The organism is Synergistes jonesii, from assembly GCF_000712295.1.
GTDB lineage: Bacteria > Synergistota > Synergistia > Synergistales > Synergistaceae > Synergistes > Synergistes jonesii.
This window is the reverse complement of record NZ_JMKI01000004.1, coordinates 36,187-55,121: the sequence shown is the minus strand read 5'-3', so window position 1 is coordinate 55,121 and position 18,935 is coordinate 36,187. Positions and strand designations below refer to the sequence as shown.

Annotated in this window: 20 protein-coding genes; 8 read left to right on the top strand and 12 right to left on the bottom strand. The window is 60.8% G+C overall.

All coding sequences use genetic code 11. From position 1 onward, the window contains the following. Positions 1–15: 15 nt before the first annotated feature. The 4 genes from EH55_RS13230 to EH55_RS01305 all read right to left on the bottom strand — a co-directional run bounded on the left by EH55_RS13230 (position 16) and on the right by EH55_RS01305 (position 2,760). Entirely contained in the window at positions 16–963 is a 948-nt protein-coding gene (locus EH55_RS13230; RefSeq protein ID WP_051682526.1) for a radical SAM protein, read from the bottom strand. Positions 964–985: 22 nt separating this feature from the next. Next, the gene (locus EH55_RS01315; RefSeq protein WP_037974230.1) at positions 986–1,459 is read right to left on the bottom strand and encodes an ImmA/IrrE family metallo-endopeptidase; all 474 of its coding nucleotides are present in this window, start codon (positions 1,457–1,459) and stop codon (positions 986–988) included. Then, the gene (locus EH55_RS01310) at positions 1,437–1,811 is read right to left on the bottom strand and encodes a helix-turn-helix transcriptional regulator (protein ID WP_037974229.1); all 375 of its coding nucleotides are present in this window, start codon (positions 1,809–1,811) and stop codon (positions 1,437–1,439) included. The genes EH55_RS01315 and EH55_RS01310 overlap by 23 nt, the downstream gene beginning before the upstream one ends. Before the next feature lie 91 nt (positions 1,812–1,902). Then, the gene (locus tag EH55_RS01305) at positions 1,903–2,760 is read right to left on the bottom strand and encodes a triphosphoribosyl-dephospho-CoA synthase (RefSeq protein ID WP_037974228.1); all 858 of its coding nucleotides are present in this window, start codon (positions 2,758–2,760) and stop codon (positions 1,903–1,905) included. A gap of 59 nt (positions 2,761–2,819) precedes the next feature. Here EH55_RS01305 and EH55_RS13225 point away from each other — a divergent pair, with 59 nt between their 5' ends. Next, the gene (locus tag EH55_RS13225) at positions 2,820–3,809 is read left to right on the top strand and encodes a lytic transglycosylase domain-containing protein (RefSeq protein ID WP_051682525.1); all 990 of its coding nucleotides are present in this window, start codon (positions 2,820–2,822) and stop codon (positions 3,807–3,809) included. 13 nt (positions 3,810–3,822) lie between these two features. Then, positions 3,823–4,311, top strand: a complete 489-nt coding sequence (locus EH55_RS01295) for a YbaK/EbsC family protein (RefSeq protein ID WP_037974272.1) — start codon at positions 3,823–3,825, stop codon at positions 4,309–4,311. A gap of 25 nt (positions 4,312–4,336) precedes the next feature. Here the strand turns inward: EH55_RS01295 and EH55_RS01290 are convergent, their stop codons facing one another. From EH55_RS01290 to EH55_RS01275, 4 genes are all read right to left on the bottom strand, one after another. Next, positions 4,337–5,707, bottom strand: coding sequence for a YjiH family protein (locus tag EH55_RS01290; protein ID WP_037974227.1), 1,371 nt, complete (start codon positions 5,705–5,707; stop codon positions 4,337–4,339). Between the two features lie 19 nt (positions 5,708–5,726). Then, positions 5,727–5,993 carry a type II toxin-antitoxin system HicB family antitoxin gene (locus tag EH55_RS01285; protein WP_037974225.1) on the bottom strand — a complete coding sequence of 89 codons (267 nt, stop codon included), beginning with the start codon at positions 5,991–5,993 and terminating at the stop codon, positions 5,727–5,729. Next, positions 5,990–6,997, bottom strand: a complete 1,008-nt coding sequence (locus EH55_RS01280; RefSeq protein ID WP_037974224.1) for a dipeptidase — start codon at positions 6,995–6,997, stop codon at positions 5,990–5,992. Before EH55_RS01280 ends, EH55_RS01285 begins: the two co-directional genes overlap by 4 nt. 63 nt (positions 6,998–7,060) lie before the next feature. Further along, positions 7,061–7,891: a HesA/MoeB/ThiF family protein gene (locus EH55_RS01275; protein WP_037974223.1), complete on the bottom strand. Its 831-nt coding sequence runs from the start codon at positions 7,889–7,891 to the stop codon at positions 7,061–7,063. 159 nt (positions 7,892–8,050) lie between these two features. Here EH55_RS01275 and EH55_RS01270 point away from each other — a divergent pair, with 159 nt between their 5' ends. From EH55_RS01270 to EH55_RS01260, 3 genes are all read left to right on the top strand, one after another. Then, positions 8,051–9,703 carry an HD domain-containing phosphohydrolase gene (locus EH55_RS01270; RefSeq protein ID WP_037974222.1) on the top strand — a complete coding sequence of 551 codons (1,653 nt, stop codon included), beginning with the start codon at positions 8,051–8,053 and terminating at the stop codon, positions 9,701–9,703. Between the two features lie 98 nt (positions 9,704–9,801). Beyond that, entirely contained in the window at positions 9,802–10,374 is a 573-nt protein-coding gene (gene yedF / locus EH55_RS01265; protein WP_037974221.1) for a sulfurtransferase-like selenium metabolism protein YedF, read from the top strand. Between the two features lies 1 nt (position 10,375). Beyond that, positions 10,376–11,545 carry an aminotransferase class V-fold PLP-dependent enzyme gene (locus tag EH55_RS01260; protein ID WP_037974220.1) on the top strand — a complete coding sequence of 390 codons (1,170 nt, stop codon included), beginning with the start codon at positions 10,376–10,378 and terminating at the stop codon, positions 11,543–11,545. 141 nt (positions 11,546–11,686) lie between these two features. Here the strand turns inward: EH55_RS01260 and EH55_RS01255 are convergent, their stop codons facing one another. Then, positions 11,687–11,971 (bottom strand): hypothetical protein, encoded by a 285-nt coding sequence (locus tag EH55_RS01255; protein ID WP_037974219.1) that lies wholly within the window; start codon positions 11,969–11,971, stop codon positions 11,687–11,689. A gap of 117 nt (positions 11,972–12,088) precedes the next feature. Between EH55_RS01255 and EH55_RS01250 the strand changes: the two genes are divergently transcribed. Then, positions 12,089–14,005 (top strand): DUF2207 domain-containing protein, encoded by a 1,917-nt coding sequence (locus tag EH55_RS01250; RefSeq protein ID WP_037974218.1) that lies wholly within the window; start codon positions 12,089–12,091, stop codon positions 14,003–14,005. Positions 14,006–14,083: 78 nt separating this feature from the next. On the opposite strand, the gene EH55_RS01245 is transcribed toward EH55_RS01250, so the two are convergent. Continuing rightward, positions 14,084–15,526, bottom strand: coding sequence for a glycosyl hydrolase family 18 protein (locus EH55_RS01245; protein ID WP_051682524.1), 1,443 nt, complete (start codon positions 15,524–15,526; stop codon positions 14,084–14,086). A 139-nt stretch (positions 15,527–15,665) separates the two neighbouring features. Between EH55_RS01245 and EH55_RS01240 the strand changes: the two genes are divergently transcribed. After that, a complete protein-coding gene (locus EH55_RS01240; protein ID WP_037974217.1) occupies positions 15,666–16,220 on the top strand; it encodes a hypothetical protein in 555 nt (184 codons plus the stop codon). A 49-nt stretch (positions 16,221–16,269) separates the two neighbouring features. Next, on the top strand, positions 16,270–17,187 hold the full coding sequence (locus tag EH55_RS01235) for a hypothetical protein (protein WP_141730465.1): 918 nt from the start codon (positions 16,270–16,272) through the stop codon (positions 17,185–17,187). A 93-nt stretch (positions 17,188–17,280) separates the two neighbouring features. Here the strand turns inward: EH55_RS01235 and EH55_RS01230 are convergent, their stop codons facing one another. Both EH55_RS01230 and EH55_RS01225 read right to left on the bottom strand, forming a co-directional pair. Then, the gene (locus EH55_RS01230) at positions 17,281–18,024 is read right to left on the bottom strand and encodes a hypothetical protein (protein ID WP_037974215.1); all 744 of its coding nucleotides are present in this window, start codon (positions 18,022–18,024) and stop codon (positions 17,281–17,283) included. A 19-nt stretch (positions 18,025–18,043) separates the two neighbouring features. After that, on the bottom strand, positions 18,044–18,901 hold the full coding sequence (locus EH55_RS01225) for a hypothetical protein (protein WP_141730581.1): 858 nt from the start codon (positions 18,899–18,901) through the stop codon (positions 18,044–18,046). Positions 18,902–18,935: the final 34 nt, after the last annotated feature.

Below are 18,935 nucleotides of genomic sequence, written 5' to 3'. Positions count from 1 at the left end.
TTTCCGCGCGCAAGATCAGCGTTCGAATATTATGCGCTCTTCCGCTTCATTTTCCGTCATAGCCGCGTGTATTGCAAGGCGTTTTATTCCGAAGCGCCCATGTCCGGTGAACATCGAGAGGCCGCGGCGAGGCACGCGCCAAGGCCCCTTCGGCGAATTTTTTGCCAGCCGCCTCGCCTCCGCCTCGGCCAGAATCAATTCGCCGAGCGCCGGATGGTGCGGACCGGCGACGGCGCGGGCGGCGAGCGCTTCGGTCTCCTGCAGGCCGATTCTTATCGGCACGAAGCCGAGGACGAGAGCGCGCTCGATGAACTCTCCGCCCCATAGCGCGGCCTCCTCCACCGTCAGAGGGATATATTTTCCGCCGCGCCACAGGGCCTCGAGCTCCGTCCCTGCGATCACCAGGCAGGGATAGAGGCGCAGCTCCCACCTCTGCGCGCCTTTCAGCGTCGCGAGCCTCTCAAGGTCATTCAGGCTGCTTTCGCGGCTCTGCCCGGGCAGCCCTATCATCATCTGCACCCCCACCGGCAGAGAATCCTCCATCAGAAGCGCGATGTCTTCGAATACTTTCTGCGGGTCGGCTTCGCGGCGGCATGCCGCGAGGACGGCGGGGTCGAGCGTCGGGATGCCGAGTTCGACGCGGGAGATGGGGTAGCCCTTCACGAGGGCCCGCAGCTCGTCGTCGCGCAGGTCTCCAGGATAGGTCGAGAAGCGCAGCGTGCTTCCCTTAGGAGAAGCCTGCACGGCGGCGTCGAGATATTCTTTTATCTTCTCTTTGGGGAAACGGCAGAACGAGCCGCCGAAGTAGCATATCTCGCGCGGCTCGGTCAATTTTTTCAATTCGCGGCGGACGAATTCCGGCGAAGGGACTTCGGTTATCCCTGTGATAGCGCGCTGGTCGCAGTAGACGCACTGCCCCCGGCAGCCGGCGAGGGGCAGGAAGAAGGGATATTTTTTCAGCATAGCCGCGCGCCCCTGAAATATTTCAATTCCAGTCGCAATATTGGTTTTCCTCCCACTCAGGCCACACCGCCGCCCACGCGAATGTGTCGGCCCTGTTCTCAAAGCTCTCCATCGAGAAGAAGGTGCTCTGCCAGAAGCGCGCGCCTTTAGTATTGTGAAGCAGATGATAAAGCTCGTGAAAGACTGCGAAGCGACGCCAGAAGGGGGAGAGCGCCGCGTTAACTATTATGCGGCCGCGTTCGCCGCGCACGAGGTGGATGCCCCAGACACCGGAGGGAAGAAGAGCATTTTTTATTTCCAGCGTCAGCCCCGTCAGCGCCTCGGCCTTAGCGAGGATGTCGAACTCGTCGAGGCGGCGCCACTCTCTGCTCTCCACGCTCGCCCACTCGGGTATGCGCTCGGGCGGCGACGGATACTCTTCAGCGGCGCCGCCCGGCTCTTCGACGTCATCGCAGGGCTCTCCGCCGAGCGTTTCAGCGCTGCTCCTCGGAAGCATCCTCTTCGTCCCAGTCGTCAAGGGCCGCCTGCACGACGCGGTAGACCCGGCGAAGCTCTTTTTCGGTAAGCTTTTTGCTGCGGTACCAGATCTCCAGCTCGCCGCTGTCGAGCATCGTCTCGAGCTGCACGCGCGCGGGCTTTTCCTTCGTGTTCGAAAAATCGGCGAGCAGGTCGTTCAGCTCGACGTCGAGAGCCGGCGCGAGCTTCTGCAGCAGCTTCATCGACGGAAGCCTGCGGTTGCTCTCCAACGCCTGAACATATATGCGGCTCACGTCGACCTTGTCGGCCAGCTTCTGCTGCGTCAGGTGGTGCGCCCTTCGAAGCGATTTGATTCTGTTGCCGAGGCTCATTTTTTACGACATCCTTTCGCACTGCGTGAATTTTCCCGTAGACCAACTGTCAATATATTATAACAACATCAGAATTATGACAACTGACAGACTATATCTTTTCAAATAAATAGAGGAAATAGGTACAGCTCAAAAGGTCCGCGGCTCCCCCGGGGCTCACGCGCAGAGGCAGAAATTTTTTTTCCAGCTCGCGCAGGGGGCGGTAGTCGGGGCGCAGCGGGTCGAATTTTCTCCGCGCCTCCGCGACTAAAGGGGGATAAATATTTTTCCAGTAATCGAAGCCGGAGCGGTGAATCACATTGCTGTCGCAGCAGACCGCCATTATTTCAAGCAGCGCCGCCAGCCCCGCGTCGTTTTCCGACGCGCCTGAGGCGACGCTCTTCCGCAGAACGGGGAGCCCGTGGCGCGTCACCGACGGGAACGCTCCCTCGGCTTCGCCGCGTATGCCCGTCACGCCGTGCGCCAAAAATAATTTTTCGCCGTTCGACAGGGGCCTGTCAGGCGGACGCGACGCAAGCGAGGCAAGCTCCGACGCGACGCTGCCGCGCACCACGAGCGACGCTGCTTCCGCCGCGCGCGCAGCCCCACCTCCGGCCGCGGCCGCGAAGCCGGCGCCGTAGAGCAGCAGAGACATGAGATAGATCAAGCCTTTGTGCGTGTTTATCCCGCCGGTCGCTCGGAACATCGCGAGCTCGGCCTCGGCGCCTGCCTCCCTCAGCTTGGCTAAGGCCTCCTTCGGCGGCAAGAGGGAAAGCCCCGCTTCGGCTTGGATTTCCCAGAAAGGCGCGATGGCCTCCGCGCTTTTTATGAACATGGCGCAGTCCATGTCCTCGTGGCAGCCGCGCCCCTCCGCGTCCACCAGCCCGGGCTTAGGAGTCGTCATGACCTCCTTCACAGCCGCCTCGTGCGCCGCGGCGGCAAGCGTCTTCGCGCTCCGGCTTGACTTCATAGCCTTATGGCCGCATACTTATGAAATGTCTTGATTTTACAAAGAGGAGTATCGTCCCTATGCACGCAATTCCCTCCGGGGTCAAGGTCTGTCCGAATAAAATAGCGCAAAACGCCGAAAGCCGCAAGAGAGATAAAAAGACGCGCGGCTCCTCTTCGTCGTGCGCACCGCTCCTCTGCGCGATGCTCCTTTGCCTGGCGGCGGCTTTCTGCGCGGCCAGGCAGTGCGGCGGCGAAAAATGGGCCCGCGGATGGCGGGCGTGGAGAGCGGGCGACGCGGCTACGGCCGCGAAGGAGTGGTCGTCAAGGCCGCTCTCGGCTCCCTTCAACACCGGCGCTCCGCGGATATACTACTGGAAGATACGCGCGCTCGAAAAGCTGGGGCGCGAAAAAGAGGCGGCAACCACCGCGTCGATGATGGCGCTGCGCTTCCCGCTCGATTTTTACAGCATCGCGCTCGCGCACGAGGGGCATTACCCATTTCTGACGCGCGCCGTCTTCGAGGCCTGTGGGAATTCTTCCTATCCTCGCCGCTGGGAAAAAGAAATATCCGCGGCCTCTGCGAAGACCGGCGTCTCAAAAAACATCCTCTTCGCAATGGTGCGGCAGGAAAGCAATTTCAACGAGCGCGCCGTGAGCAGGAGCGGCGCTGTCGGGTTGATGCAGCTGATGCCGCCAACGGCGAGAGAGGCCGCGTCGCGCCTGAAAAACGACGGGCTCTCGCTGAGCAACCCCGCTCACAACATCATGCTCGGCGCTTCGCACTTCGCGCATCTGAACGAACGATTCGCGGGGCGTCTACCCATGGCGCTCGCGGCCTACAACGCTGGAGCGGGCAGCGTATCGAGCTGGGCTTTGTACGCCGGCAGCTGGGTAGAGTGGATAGAAGAGATACCGTACCGCGAGACGCGCGTCTACGTGCGCTCCGTGTTGAAGAACTACGAGATATATATAGCGACCGACGAAGAAAACGGCGGAGAGGAGCGCTCCTTCTTCGCCGCGGGGCGTCCACCCGCAGGGAACAAAATGGCGGCGCTGAAGGAGAAATAAGGGGTTGAGAGAAATGCCGGAGGAAGAATTCGACGCGGTGGAACGCGTAAAGAAATTTTTAAGGGGCTGCGGCTGCGCGTCGCAGATAAAAATCACCGATGCGACGATCTTCACGGTGGCCGACGCTTCAGCCGCGGTAGGCGCGCCGGAGGAGGAAATTTTAAAAAGCATCCTCCTCTCGGTGAATCACGGCAAGAGCTTCGCGCTCGCGCTGATGTCCGGAGTGAATCTCGTCGACACCAAAAAAATCAAAAAGCTGCTCGGCGTTTCGCAAGTCTCCTTCGCGAACAGGGAGCTCTGCGCCGAGTGGTCGGGCTTCCGTCCCGGCGGCGTGCCCCCGGTCGGCTATCCCGAACAGCCGCCGACGCTCGTCGACGAGGACCTCTTCCGCTACGCCACAGTGTGGGCCGCGGCCGGCACTGACCACGCCTTTTTCCCCATATCGCCGGAGGAACTGCTGCGCATAACATGCGGCAAGAGGGGCGAAATAAAAAAATCCTAAAAGCTCAGCCGGTTTACAACAAAGATTACGGGAAAAGCACGTCAGCCGCCGGAATGACGACGATCGCCGACAGGAAGACCCTCATTACATAGACCGCCGTCATCTGCCAGAAACGCAGCGGGATATTTGAATGCCAGACGTGCAGCCCCACCTCCGTGAGATTTATCAGCCCAGTTATAGAGAGGCAGATACAGATAAAGCGGGCCTGTTCGGTCAAAAGCAGGCGTCCGCAGGCGGCGGCGAGAAAGTGGTCTACGAAGGAGAATACGGTAGCTGCGGCGATTATATCCGCCTCCGCGGCTCCCAGCGCTTCAAGCACGGCGGCCGCGGGCACGGAGAGGACGCTCACGATTCTCGTCGTTTCGGCGACGACTACAAACAGCGTTCCGAAGGTGATCATCAGCGGCACGGTGCTCAGCAACAGCGCGCAAATGATAGCCGAGCTCTCGCGCAGATATTTCCTCGCGTTCATATGCCGCGCGCAAGCCGTCCCACGCAGCAGCGCCCAGCTGAACGTCGAATGTTCGCGACGCCCGGCTTTATGCGCGTGATAGTTGTCCCGTCCACGATAGTAGGAGTCGGGTATGGAAGAAAGAGGCCATACCCGCGGCATAACCGCGGCCAGCAGCGCCATCGTGAAATAGACGACGGAGAGTATCTGCGGCATCGCGTATTCAATATCAAAGAGTTCGGCGATCGCGTAGATATTGTAGATGCCGGCGAGGGAAAAGCCGCAGACGATCGCCGCCGCCTCCCTGTCTGTGTAGTAGCCGGCGTCGTACATCTTAGCCGTAAAGACGACGCCCATCGAGCTGCTGCCGAGCCAGGAGGCGACGCAGTCGACCGCCGCGCGTCCCGGCACGCGAAAGAGCGGGCGCATGACGGGACTCGCAAAGACGGCGATAAACTGCACGAGGCCGAAGTCCATTATCAGCGGCGCCCATATTCCCAGCACGACCGCCAGTATAATGAGCCGCGAAGCAAGGTTGTCGACTATAAACGAGGCTTTCTCCGCAAAAACGGCGAGAGCCCCGCCGGCTTCGGGATAGTACCGCGCGCCGAGCAGTACGAAAAGGGCGATAGGCAGCGCGCAGACGCGCGCGGCAAACCAGAGGGGGCCGCCGCCGAGATTTTCGAGGAGGATATGCTCCTCCATGATCCACCTGGGGCTGAAGAATTTTGCGGCCAGCGTCAAAAACGCCGCCATGAGGACGACCGCGGAGACGATAAACGGCTGCCGCCCTTCGATCGACGCCATCAGGAACTCTTTCGCATGGCCGATCGTCGTGTTCATCTCCCCGCGCAGCGGAAAGGGGACGAGAAATATCAAGATTCCCAGCAGCGAGGGTATCAAAAACTTCAGCAGGCTCTTTTTATCTTGTGTTGCAGATTTCAAGTTCAGCTTCCCCGCGCTCTTACTGAGATTCCTCGATGAGAAAGACCTCTCCGACGTTCGCCTCTTTCAGCTCATCGACCGACGGCGCTTCGGGCAGCGGCCATTCGAGCTCGCGGCAGGCCGACGCGTATTCATGCAGCACGGAGGGCGCGGAATGGAGCACCTTCCCGCGCGACGGGGCCTCCGCCCAGCAGCCGTTGAGCCCTGGGAAATTTCCGATCCAGACGTCTCCGCCGTCGCGCCGCTCCCTGTATAAAACCAGCGGATAGACGTATTTTTCAGTCATTGGCCGATCACCCTCTCAAAGACGCGCAGAAAATTCTCTCCCAGCACTGCGTCCGCGTCGTCGGCGCTGAGCCTCTCGCGAATCATTTTTATGAAGCGCTCGCCCGCTTCGGCGTGATTTTTGAAGAGGTCCGTGTCGCCCCCTTCGTCATAGCCGCCGGAGAGCGATTCGAGGCAGGCGCAGAGGTCCAAGCCTATGCCGGCGCTGCGCGCGCCGTATCTCTTTATTATACTATCAAGATGCGCGAATAGGGTCTCGGGCGTCCGTTCACGCCGCTCGACCGCGACGAAGGGGCCGTAGGCGTTCATCCCAATGGCACCGCCCGCCGCGGCAAGCGCTTCGAGCTGCCATTCGGCGAGGTTGCGCGGAGAGGGCGCGAGCTCGCGGCAGTTCGAATGCGACGCGATGAACGGCAGCCCCCTTTCCCCCAGCATATCGCAGACCTCGCGAAAGCCGGCGTCGTTGAGATGGCTCACGTCGGCGACCATCCCAAGGCGGCAGGCCTCTGCTACGAGCTCCCTCCCGAAGGAGGTGAGAGAGCCCTGCGAAGACGCCGGCGCAGCCTCGTCGAAGGAGACTCCGTCGCAGGCGTAATTGCGGCGCGACCACGAAAGGCCGACTAGCCGCACGCCGAGCTCGTAAAATACGCGCAGCAGCAGTATGTCGCGCCCGAGCGGCTCAACCCCCTCAAGAGAGAGGAAGAGCGCGACCCGTCCGGAGGCCGCTGCTTCGCGGCATCCGCGCGCGCTGACGCAGAGCGCGAAGGAAGGAGATTCGTCAAGGTCGGCGCGCAGCGCCGATATCTGATCCAGCGCGTTGCGCAGAGCTCCCTCCGGCAGCAGCTCGTCGAGGATAAATATCGAGCAGACGACCACGTTCACGCCTCCGGCGCGGAGATCCGGCAAAAAGCGCCTCTCAAGCACGGAGCGCTCGCCGCGCCTGCGGAACGCCAGCACGTCGAGCAGCATATCGAAATGAGCGTCAAGGATTATTTTTTCTTTCATTTATTTCAGCTCCGCCTTCGACGGCGCGTCCGCCGAAAAATTTTCGGCGGACGCACGCGTGCTTCAGATCAATTTTAATTTCTGCATGTCGCGGCGCAGCAGGTCGAACCAGAGCAGCGTACGCTCCGCCCCGCCGCCTACGCCGGCAAGAATTTTGACCGCCTCGGCCGCCTGCAGCGACGCGACGAAAGGCGGGGTGAAGGGCATGGTGCCGACCTCGGCTTCTATCCCTCTGTCCTCCGCGCCTACGCGCTCCCACGGCGGGACGCAGCCGGCGCGGAGCACGGCGGCCTCTCCGAAGAAGCCTGCTACGGCGCCGTGCACGAACGGTACATTCATTTTTTCGCAGACACCGAAGACAACGCTCCTGCTCCTGTTGCCGTCAAGGGCGTCGAGCACGACGTCCGCGTCGCGCAGCAGTTCCTCGCCGTTCGCCTCGTCGATGAAAGCTTCGCGCGCCTCCGCCTCGACGCTGGAATTGATCGCCTTTACGCGCGCCGCGGCGGCGCGCGCCTTCGGCGCGCCGATATTCTCCTCCGTCGCGTAAAGCTGGCGATTCAGGTTGTTCTCGGCGAACGTGTCTCCGTCGATAAGGATGAGCCGTCCGACGCCGGCGCGCGCGAGTATCTCGATCATCCAGCCGCCGAGTCCTCCGCAGCCTACGACGGCGGCGCAGCTTTCGAGAAGCCTCGCCTGCCCCTCCGCCCCCAAAGAGCCGATCGTGCGCTCGTAGCGCGACGGACATATGCCGGCGTGAAGCGCGGCGATCTCGACCTCGCGGAGAGTAGCCCCGCACTCCTCCGCCGCCTCGCGACAGACGGAAAGAGATACGACGGGCAGCTTTCCGCGAGAAACGCACCGCGCCCTTATAAACGATAGAACACCGTCTTCCATCAAACCAGCAGCCCCCTGATTACAATTCCGCCCGATGATTTCCCTGCGGTATATCGTCGACATTGTGGCACTAATCCCAGTTTTTTTCAATGATTTCTGCTACAATATATGCATAATCAGATAATCAAGTGAATTCTTTCTACTTGGAGGTATTCGGCGGTGACTCTCAGAAGTAAGGCGCAGATCATATTGGGAGCGGTGCTCCTGGCGGCGCTTCTGCTGCTCGACGTAATGTTTACAGGCTTTCTGGTCGACTCAGCGGACCAAACGGACAGAGAGCGCATGGAACGGAACCTTTCGCGCACCTATCTGACGCTCAAGGGCGAAGAGCGCATGCTCAGCGCTATCGCCGGCAACTGGGCCTACTCCGATAAGGCTTGGGATTTCATGACCGGCGCTAACCCGGATTATCCGAATATTTACATGAACCGCGCGGTGCTCACGGAGATAGGGGTATCTTCCCTGATATTCCTCGACAACGACGGGAAAGCCGTCTTCTACCGCGACTACAGCTCCCCAGACGACGAATCGTCGCCCGAAAGCGAGATAGAGGCATTCTCCGGCGAGGGCGGCGCGGAATTTTTGCGGAACATACCCGAAGACGGCGCAAGCGGCGTCATCATGAAGGGCGGCGAACCGATACTCTTCGCGGTGAAGCGCATCCGCCGCTCCAACAAAGGAGGCGCGGAAGCCGGCTCCCTGATAGCTACGATGGCCCTCTCTCCGAAGATGATTCAAATCATCTCCAACTCTCTCGACTTCACCTTCGCGATAGTACCGGTGACGCCGAAAGAAAAAGAAATGGAGCTGCCCGGCAGGCGGCTCGACAACGACCCTTCAAGCTCTTACATACGCGGAAGCGCGCTCGTCCGCGACTATACAGGCGCCCCGGCCTTCTGGATCACGTGCGTATCGCCCAACGTCGACATCCGCGAAGCGAAGCGTCGGCTTCAGATGCTCTTTCTCGCGCTCGGCGCAGCGGCTGCGGCAGTGGTCTTCCTCTTCGGCCTCTTTATGAAAGAGCAGGTCACGGCGCGGCTCGTCCGCCTGCGGCACGAGGTCGAAACAATCCGCGGCGACGGCGGCGACACATACGGCGTCACGGTAGACAAAAAGCGCGACGAGATTGCGGAGCTGCAGCGCACGCTGAACGATTCCATAGCCTTCTTTGAATTCAGGCAGGGCGAGAAGAACAGGGTGGACGACATAACACTTTCGGTCTACAAGCGATTCTCCGAAGCGGGCAGCCGGCTCTGCATGAAGACGCTCGAAGATATAGCGACGGTGTTTTGGCGCGAAGACGACAGGGCGTCGCGCTCGGCGGTGCTGCGCGGAGCGCGTGAGGCGCGCAAATTCGCCGCTTATTTGGGGATGGAGGAAGAAGAACTCGTTTATATCTACACGGGTTCGCTCTTCGCCAAAATGGGGATGATCACGCTTCCGCATTCGCTTCTCTACAAGAAGACGCCGCTCTCGCCGGCCGAAGAGCGCGAATATAAAAAATATCCCATCCGCACCAAGGATCTCATGAACGGTGTGGAACTTCTGCGCCCCGCGGCGCCGATAGCGTACAGCTGGAACGAAAGCTGGGACGGCTCCGGCTTCCCGCGTAGGATATCCGGCAGCTCGATTCCGCTCGGCGCCAGGATATACGCCGTCGTCGAAGAATGGAACGAGCTTACGCGCCCGTGGCCGGGGCGCGTGTTGCCGGACAAAGACGACGTCACGGCGGCGCTGCGCGCAAAGGCTGGCAGCCGGCTCGACCCGCACATAGTAGAAAAATTCATAGAATATCTGCACGGCGGCGAATAAAAGCGGCGCCGCATAACGTATAATATAACAGCCGCCGTGGCCGCGGCCGGGGACGGCTCGTGTTCGGCGGCGATTTTATTTTTAAGGAGCGATATGCGATGATCGAAATAGACGCGAGAAGACTTGAATGCCCGAAGCCGGTGCTGCTGACGAAGGAGGAAGCCGACAAGGGCGCGACGGAGATTCATGTCCTCGTAGACAACGAGACCGCCGCGGGGAACGTTACGCGCTTCTTTGAAAGCCGCGGCTACGCCGCTTCGCGCAAAGAGGCGGAAAACGGCATATACATCAACGGCGTCAAAAGCGGCGAAGCGGCAAAGGGTGAAAAGCTCAAGAGCACGGCGATACTTTTCAAGTCGGACAGAATCGGCGCCCCTTCGGACGGCCTCGGCGAATCTCTTATGAAAGCCTTTATCGGCACCCTACCGAAGGCGGACGTTCCTCCGGCGGTGATTGCTCTGATGAACGAAGGAGTCAAAATGTCCCTCGCCGAAAATTCCGTCTGCGACACGCTGAAGGCGCTCGAAGCGAAGGGCGTGAAGATACTCGTGTGCGGCACCTGCGCGAAGCACTTCGGGATAACCGAGCGCGTGGCGGTCGGCGCGATATCCAACATGTTCGAGATATCCGAGTCCGTATTCGGAGCGGAAAAGCCGATAGTCCTCGGCTGATATGAGGCACGTATACCTTAACAATGCGGCGACGACGTGGCCGAAGCCGCCGGAGGTCTCCGACGCCGTATACAAATTCATGACGCTCGCCGGAGCGAACGCGTCGCGCGGCTCGGCGTCTGAGCGCGACCTCAGGAGCCTCGACATACTCTTCACGGCGCGAGAGCGCGCGGCGAAAATGTTCGGCGGCTACGAAAAAGCCGCGCCGCAGTATGTGACGTTGACGCAGAACGTGACCCATTCGATGAACGTCGTGCTTAAGGGCTTCCTTAAAGAGGGGATGCGCGTGCTGACGACCTCGGTGGAGCACAATTCCGTGATCCGTCCGCTGCGCGAGCTTGAAGCGCGCGGCGTCCACGTCGGGATAATGCAGTGCTCCCTGCGCGGCTTCCTCGCCCCCGAAACTCTCGAAGAAGCTCTGCGCGAAAGGGCGGACCTCGTCGTGATGACGCACTGCAGCAACGTCTGCGGCTCCGTCCAGCCGATAGAGGAAGCGGCGCATATCTGTGCGAAGCGCGGCGTGCCGCTCGTGCTCGATTGCGCACAGACGGCCGGGATACTGGAGATAAACGCGGGCGCGCTCGGCGTAGCGGCGCTCTGCTTCACCGGGCACAAGGGGCTGCTCGGGCCGCAGGGGACTGGGGGGATCGTATGGAAGCCGGAGTTCGCGGAAGAGTGCGCGCCGCTCCTCGAGGGCGGCACCGGCAGCCTGTCGCACGAAGAGACACAGCCGAGCCTAATGCCGGACAAATTCGAAGCAGGCACGCAGAACCTTCCCGGCGTCGCGGGACTCGACGCGGCGTTCGAATACATCGAAAAGCGGACCGCGGCCGCTATCGCGGAAAAAGAAAACGAACTGGGAAGGCGCCTCGAAGAGGGGCTGCTTTCGATAGAGGGGATGAGGCTCACGGGGCCGCTGTACGACGAAGCTCCGCGGCTGCCCGTCTACTCCTTCAACATAGACGGGATCGACAACGGGCTGCTGGCGCGCGACCTTTCCGAGCGTTACGGGGTAGAGGGGCGCCCCGGGCTCCACTGCTCGCCGCTCGCCCACAAGACGCTCGGCACCTTCCCGCAGGGCGCGCTGCGGCTGTCGCCCGGCTGCTTCAACACGAAGGAGGAAATAGATTATACCGTAGATGCGATAAAAGAGCTGGCAAAAAACCGCTGACGAGCCCGACGGCTCATCGGCGACGAAGCCTTTACCTGCAAAAATTTTTCCGCGCGCGGCCGCGTTCAAAAAATCTGCGGCGCTCTGCGCGGAAATTTTTTATTTTTTCCAGCGCTCTTAACGCCGCGTGCGACTGGCGGCCTACCCCGCTATATACCCCTTCGCTACAAGCACGGCCCGCGAATAATCGTCGCCCGGGCGGAAGCCCTTCGCTAGCAGCTCCCTTATATAGGTGCCGTTATAAGTGAAGCAGAAGACCATCTGCGCGAGGAAGAGCGTCAGCACGCTAGCGGCGAACATGATGACGGCCCATTTGGCGTCGCCGCGGCATATCGGGACGAGGAAGCCGAAAAAGAATACCGTCCAGCTGAAGCCCACCTTCGCAGTGCGCATCTCCCCTTCTTCTGATACGAGTCTCACTATCATCGTAAAATCCTCCGCAGTCATTCAGTCGTCGTGTATCTACAGCGTAAATATTAACACGTAACGCGCCGCTCGCGGTATAATCGACTCGTATTTCGACGACACGGGGGGAATTTTTTCATGCGCCGCACAAAAGAGATAAGAAAAATAATGCTCTGCTTGGCCCTGCTGCTTTTTTCGCTGGCCTTCGCGGCGCCCCCTTCCCTCGCCTCAGAGGAGATAACCGACTTCGAGAGCAGTATACAGATTCACGAGGACAGCTCGCTCTCCGTGACTGAGACGATAAGGATCAACGTCGAAAATATCTCCATAAAGCGCGGCATCATAAGGCACTTCCCGCTTAGATGCAAGGACGCGGGCGGACGAAGCTTCAGGGTCGGCTTCAGCGTGACGGGCGCGACGCTCGACGGCGGAAGCACGCCATTTGAAATATCGGACGACGGGAGCTACGCGAACGTCAGGATAGGCGACCCTAACGGCATCATCCCGCGCGGTCCGCACACCTTCGAGATAAGCTACAAGACGACTCTTCAAGTCGGCTTCTTCGACGAGTTCGACGAGCTCTACTGGAACGTCACCGGCAACGGCTGGTCGTGGCCGATTCTGCGCGCCTCCTGCACAGTCCGGCTCCCGGAAAGGTTTTCCGGCGAGAAGTTCCGCTCCGTCGAATGGTACACGGGGCGCTACGGAGAAAAGGGGGACGCCGCCGACGCCAAGCGCGTCGGGGAAAACGGAGTCGCGACGACCCGCGCCCTCGCGGCCGGCGAGGGGCTCACCGTAGTCTACACGTGGAAAAAAGGAATCGTAGCGCCGCCTCCGTCGCCCTTCGGCAACGAGCGCGCGCAGCACGCGATAGCCTTCGGCACGCTGCTGCTCTCCTGCGTCTGGTTCTTCTTCTCTCTGTCGAAGCTGAAGGATGACGACGCTCCCGCCGTCATACCGCGCTTCTACCCGCCCGACGCCTCTTCGCCGGCGTTCGTGCGCCGCGTCAGAAATTCCGTGTTCGACCGCATCTCCATTTCGGCAGATCTGATCGATCTCGCGGTCAAGGGGGCGCTGAAGATCGAGGAAAGGGAGAGCGGAGGCGGTCTCTTCGGCATCGGGAAGGACAAAAAGTTTTACCTGCACAGGCTCGAAAGCGACGCCAAGCTGACGCACGACGAGGAAGTCCTGCTGCGCCGACTTTTCCCAGCAAGCTCGGGGCGGGAGGAGCTTGCCATCGACAAAAACAACTCAGAGAGCATAGCGCGTGCGAACGCAGCGCTGCGCGGCGCCGTCAACGCGCTTGCGCGCGGGCTTACGGTGGACAATTTCAGCTTCTGCGTCACGGGAGCGCTTATCTTCGCGGCGGGCGTCGCGTCGACGCTGCCCTTCACAGGACAGTCGTGGGGCGCAGCGGCCGCCGCCGCTCTGCTCGGCGGCGGCGTGATGCTGATCTCCTTTGCGAGGAAGCCGGCGCCGGCCGACAGCTTAGCGGCGAAGGCGAAGGGAACGCTCGCGTCGCTGCTGCCGGCCGTGATCGCGGCCTTTTTCGCGTCGGCGGCCTACGGCGGAGAGAGGGGCCCGCTGCTGACGGTGCTGCCCTTTATCGCCTCTGCGGCGCAGACCGCGACGCTGCGCCCCCTTTCGCTGCGCAGGACTAAGCGCGGCAAAGAGCTTCACAGCGAGATAGAGGGGCTTTATATGTACGTCGCGACGGCCGAGAAGGAGCGGCTGGAAATGTTCAACGCTCCGGAGGATACGCCGGAGGTCTACGAGAGGCTGCTGCCTTACGCGGTGGCGATGGGCGCCGCGAAAACGTGGGGAGAGCGCTTCGCCAAGGTGCTCGAAGCGGCGGATTACACGCCTCAGTGGTACGACGGCCCGTCGCCGTACCTCTTCATGAGCGGCGGCTTCGGGAATTTCACGGACTCGCTATCGTCGAGCGTCGCGGCCGGCATGCCGAAGCCGGAATTCTCGCCGACAATATCATCGGGCTCCGGCGGCGGGGGCTTCTCCGGCGGCGGAGGCGGCGGGGGCGGCGGCTCCGGCTGGTAATAAAAACGATTAAAAACGCCATGCCGGAGCGCTGGACGAACGCTACGGCACGACGCTTCTGCAGGCGCTTTTAATCTTTTATTTTCCCATCATCTCGGAAATCACGTCCCACACCTGCGGCTTTTCGTGCCCCTTGCGCCAGGCCGCCATCCCGGCCAGGCCGTGCTTCTGCACGAGTTCGAGCTTTTTGGCTATCGACGCGGCGTCCTCGACCCATATTTTCTGCACCTTGCCGTCGGCCGAATAGGCGAAATAATTCTGCCCGGCCGACGGGAGCCACTGCATCGTCAGCCCGCGCCGCGCCAAAATCTCTTCGGCGCCGGCCATCGTCAGCGTGTAGCCCTTGACGCTTACGCCGCCGGGACCGCGCGTCTCCTCCCAGCGCCTCATATAGAAGGGCACCCCGAGCACGAGCTTCTCCGCCGGCACCCCCTCGGCGAGGGCGCCCTCCACCGCGCGCGCGACCCACGGCAGCGACGCGACGGAGCCGGCCACCTTGCAGGTGCGCCAGTGTTCGTCGTAAGCCATCAGCATTATATAGTCGGCGTACTTCGCGAGCGCCGCGCGGTCGTGGCTGCGCGACGACTTCGTGTTGGCCGGTATGAAGACGTCGACGGAAAAAGTCAGCCCCTCCGTGCGCAGGAACTCCGATAGCCGCGATACGAAGCCGACGAAGTTCGCCCTGTCCACCTCGTCGAGCCCCTCGAAGTCGAGGTTGACGCCGTCGAGCCCGTAGAGCTTCGCGTAAATCAGCAGGCGTGCGATAAAAAGATTCATCGCACGTGCGTTTCTGAAAAACGACGACGACATCTGAGCGTTGAAGCTGTTCGAGACGAGGGCCCATACGAGATAGCCCCTTCTGTGCGCCGCCTCGACGTAGGCGAAGGAGGCCCTGTTCGCCATGCCGCCTCCGGCGTCCTTTAGATTGAACCAGGTCGGCGAGATCACGTCGAGCCCGGGAATCGGTGCCTGCGCGCCGAGGTCGGGATTTTCGGCGGCGACGTGCTCCCATACGAGCGTGAGTTTGCCGTCCTTCGGCTCAGGCTTCGCCGCCTCGCCGCGCAGGTAGGCTTTTGCGCTGGCGTTGGGCGTGAATATCACGCTGCCGCTTTCGATTCTGTAATCGAGCTTGACGAGATTCTGCATCCCCGTCATGTTGAAAAAATACGCCTCGCCGACGCGGATCAGCGGGAAGTCGAGCGACAGCGCGCCGCCCGCCAGCTGGGCGAGCGCCGGTATGTCGAAGGCATCGGCGGGATTTTCCACCTTTATCACGGCGCTCTTTTTGTTTTCGCCGAGCGCCGCCGGCGCCCCCATCAATCTAAGCGCGTCCAGCGGCGCCCAAAGCGCGCCGCTCCTGACGAAGGCTCCCTCGGGCAGCGCGACGCGCGAGCCGCTTTCGTCCTCGTACGCCGCAGCGAGCGGCACGTCGCCGTCGGCCGCTGAGGCTGCAGCGCAGCGCAGCGCACAGAGCAGCGCCAACGCCGAGGCGGCAAGAAATTTTTTAACTTTTCCTTTCATTGCAACACTCCTTCCGCAATTCAAATGATATTCTACCCTAAAAAAACTATTTTAACCTGCGCGTCTGCTATAATCTGGATTGAAATCCGCTAAATCTCGCGCCCGGGATACTTAGCTGAGAAATGAGGTGGCCGTCACAATGAAAAAATTTTTTCTGCTCTGCCTGGTCGTCGCCGCCTGCGCGCTGCGCCCCTACGCAGGCTGCTGCGACGAAAAAGAAGGAACGGGCGTCTCGCTTTCCATATTCACGATGAATTTGAAGATCGCGGCAAAAAGGGTAAAATATCCTCTTTCGGACGAGCGCATAGAAAAGGAAATCCTGCATTTTGACGGCGGGAGCTACGCAATAGACTACAACGAATCGATACAGCTCTTCTTCAACACGGCGCCGGAGACGAAAATGATCAAGAACGCCGCGGTCTCCTACGCCGTCGAGCGGCGTGTGCCCAAAGCGCATAGATTCGGCGCCGCAGGACCGGACGAAGACGAAGAATTCGCAAGTCTCTGCCAGCAGCTGATAATGTCCTTCGAACCTCAGACCTCGGCAAAAGAGGCGCAGAAGCTGCTCGAGCAGTTAGGCATCAACGGGCCGGCGCTCGACGGCAGACAGAGGCAGCTCAGGCACGGCGACCTCGCCTATATAATGAAGCTCCAAGGGGGCAACACATTGCTGTTGGTCGTATCCGGCGTTTAACGTATAATAGGCGGACGATTTAAAACAAACCGAGAGGATGGAGTATCTGATGACAAAAGAAGAGCTTTTGAACAGACTCGACGAAGCCGAGAGCGACGAGGAAATAAAAAAAATCGGCGAAGAGCTCCTCACGCTCGACCCCAACAGCCCATACGGCAAACTCGCCGTATGGGAGTCGATGGCGTACGAGGACGGCGTCCAAAACCTCGACATGCTGAGGGAGGCTCTCGATTCGATACGCGCTGTAGTCGACGCCAAAGAGATCCCGGCCTTCGTCGAGGGCGACAGGGACGCGCTCGTCTACATGACGGTGCTGACGAATCTCGGCTACTCTCTTCTCGCGGAGGGGCACGTCGACGAAGCTTACGAAACGGCCAAGGAGTTCGCGAGCTTCGACGAAGAGGGGCTTTACCCGAGCCGTACCCTGCTCTACCGCACGATGCTCGACCTTGAGCTCTACGACGACATAATGACATATCTTGAAACGGATTCGGCAGAGTCAGTCGCCGGCGAGCACGCGCGCGCGATCGCGCTGCTCGAAAAGAGCGCCTCCCCCGAAGAGGTACGCGACGCGACGAACTACGCGATATCGCTCTCTCCCTGCGTCCCCCTCTTCATCACCGGCATCTGGGATTTCCCGGACACAGACGACGAGATCGACGAGGACATGGAGGACGCGGTGAACGACGCGGCGTACCTCGCTGACCCGTGGTGCAAGACTGACAAGCGCCTCACGGCGATAAGCGCGCCGGCCTTTCTCTTCGCCTACCTGACCGACAACCTCTCCGATGAAAAAGATAAAAAAGCGCTGCGCGAAGGCTACGAGGACGCGGGAATCCTCGATCGGATCGAAAAGGCGAAAAAGCGTCTTGCGAAGATGGAAAAGGATGGAAGGGACACCGACGAGATCGAAGCCGAAGCGCTGTCGGAAACCGCCGACATCCTCGAAGAAATGGACGAAGGGTAAAAATTTTTACGCCTATAACGGACGAGCCGCCGCGCCAAGGCATTTCGCCATGGCGCGGCAGACTTTGCTTTACGACGCATCTGTCTGCGCGGATCAGTCGCGCAGCCAGAATCCTCGGTCGCTACGGTCTACGATGCGGTAGACGAAGCCGCGCGCCCTGTCCCAGGCGTAGGGGCCGAAGTTCGCCACGGCTCCGGCGCCGTCGAGGAACTGCAGGCCGTTAGCCGTCGCGTAACTCATCGACCTCTCTCCGCCATAGAGCGGCACAAAGGGGTAAGGCCCTGCAATTCTGCTGCTCGACCAGTCCCCGGGCATTTTCGTCTCGGCGATCAGATCGTCGAGGACTTTTCTGAAATACTCCGGCATCTCGTCTATGAAGCAGAGCTTGGCCCGCGACGATTTTGCGAAGCGCGTCATCAGCCAGGCGGCGGAATATTTTCCCCCCTCGACACGCGAGAGCGCATCCACCGCGTTAAAGAGCGCGTTCACCGCTACGAGCTGCTTCGGCGTGAAGCTTGAGCTCGGGAAAAATCCCGTCACGGATTCCCAGTTGGCCGGATCGCCGCCGGGAAACCATTTTTTTACAAGAGCCGCCGAAGCGGCGGCGCGCATCTCCTGCGTCGGGGCCGAGCAGGAGAGCCTCCACAGCTCGGCGTCGCCGCCCTGCGGCGCAAGCAGCGCTATCTTCGAAAAATATTCCGGCCCTTCGGCGCGGATTTTCTCTCTTTCCGCCTCGCGCGCGATGAACTCATCCCAGCACGTGTCGGCGGGCGCCGCGGAGGGCGTGCCGGACATCGCTACGAGCGCAACGGCTGCGAGCGCGATAAATTTTTTCATAAGAGCATCGCCTCCTTTGTCATTTCACCGCTCCTACAACGGTGATCTCCTTTTCCCATACTCCGCCCTGCCAGTTTCTGACGACGGAGCTCCCGGGAAGAATCTTCCACATCTTCACGTTCGCGCCGTTCTTCGCGGTAAGGTCTACTGTGAATCTCGTGCCGTAGGGGAAGGGGATGAAGACGACTGCGTCGCCTTTGTAAACGCGTTCGCCTTTGGCAGCCCGCGCGGCGCCGTCGGGAACGGCCTTCCACGCGCTTCCGCGGCTCGGAGGATAAACGGCGAAAGCCTTGACCGCATCTGTCGTGAACATCAGCACGCCGCACCTCGAATAGCCGCGCATCAGCCCGGTCAGGAATTCCGCCTGCGCCTCCCTGTCGCCTGCGGCCGGAAGGGTCTTCAGGCAGAAGGAGCCGAGGTAGTGAAGGGAAAAATCATTCTCCTCTCCGAGCGCGCGTCCGATAACGGACGCGGCCTTGTCGCGGCGCCCTGACGCGTAAAATTCTTCGGAGAGAGAGCGCGTCTTTCCGCGCCTGTCTGCGTCGGCGATAAGCCCGAGCGATATTTCGTATACCTCCGGCAGCTCGGCCGGCGCCGGCTCCTCCAGCGCTGCGCTCGCCGCCGGCTGCTCCGCGGGAGAGGCCGCCCCTTCCTCATGCGCCTGCGGCCGCGCCTCTTCGGCGCCCTTCGCCGCTTCGCTGCTATTATGAGCGCCGTCCCCCTGCGCCGCGTCGTGCGAAAGCGGCGCGCCCTGCGTCTCGCCTGACATCTGTTCGTGTATCATCGCGTCCAGGCTCGCGGTCGAGGCGGCGGAAGCCCGGAGAGAAAAGGGCGCCGTCACTGCTATCGTCAAAAAAAGTATTTTAAAGAATCTCACAGAAACACCCCAATATATAATCTTTTTCATCACG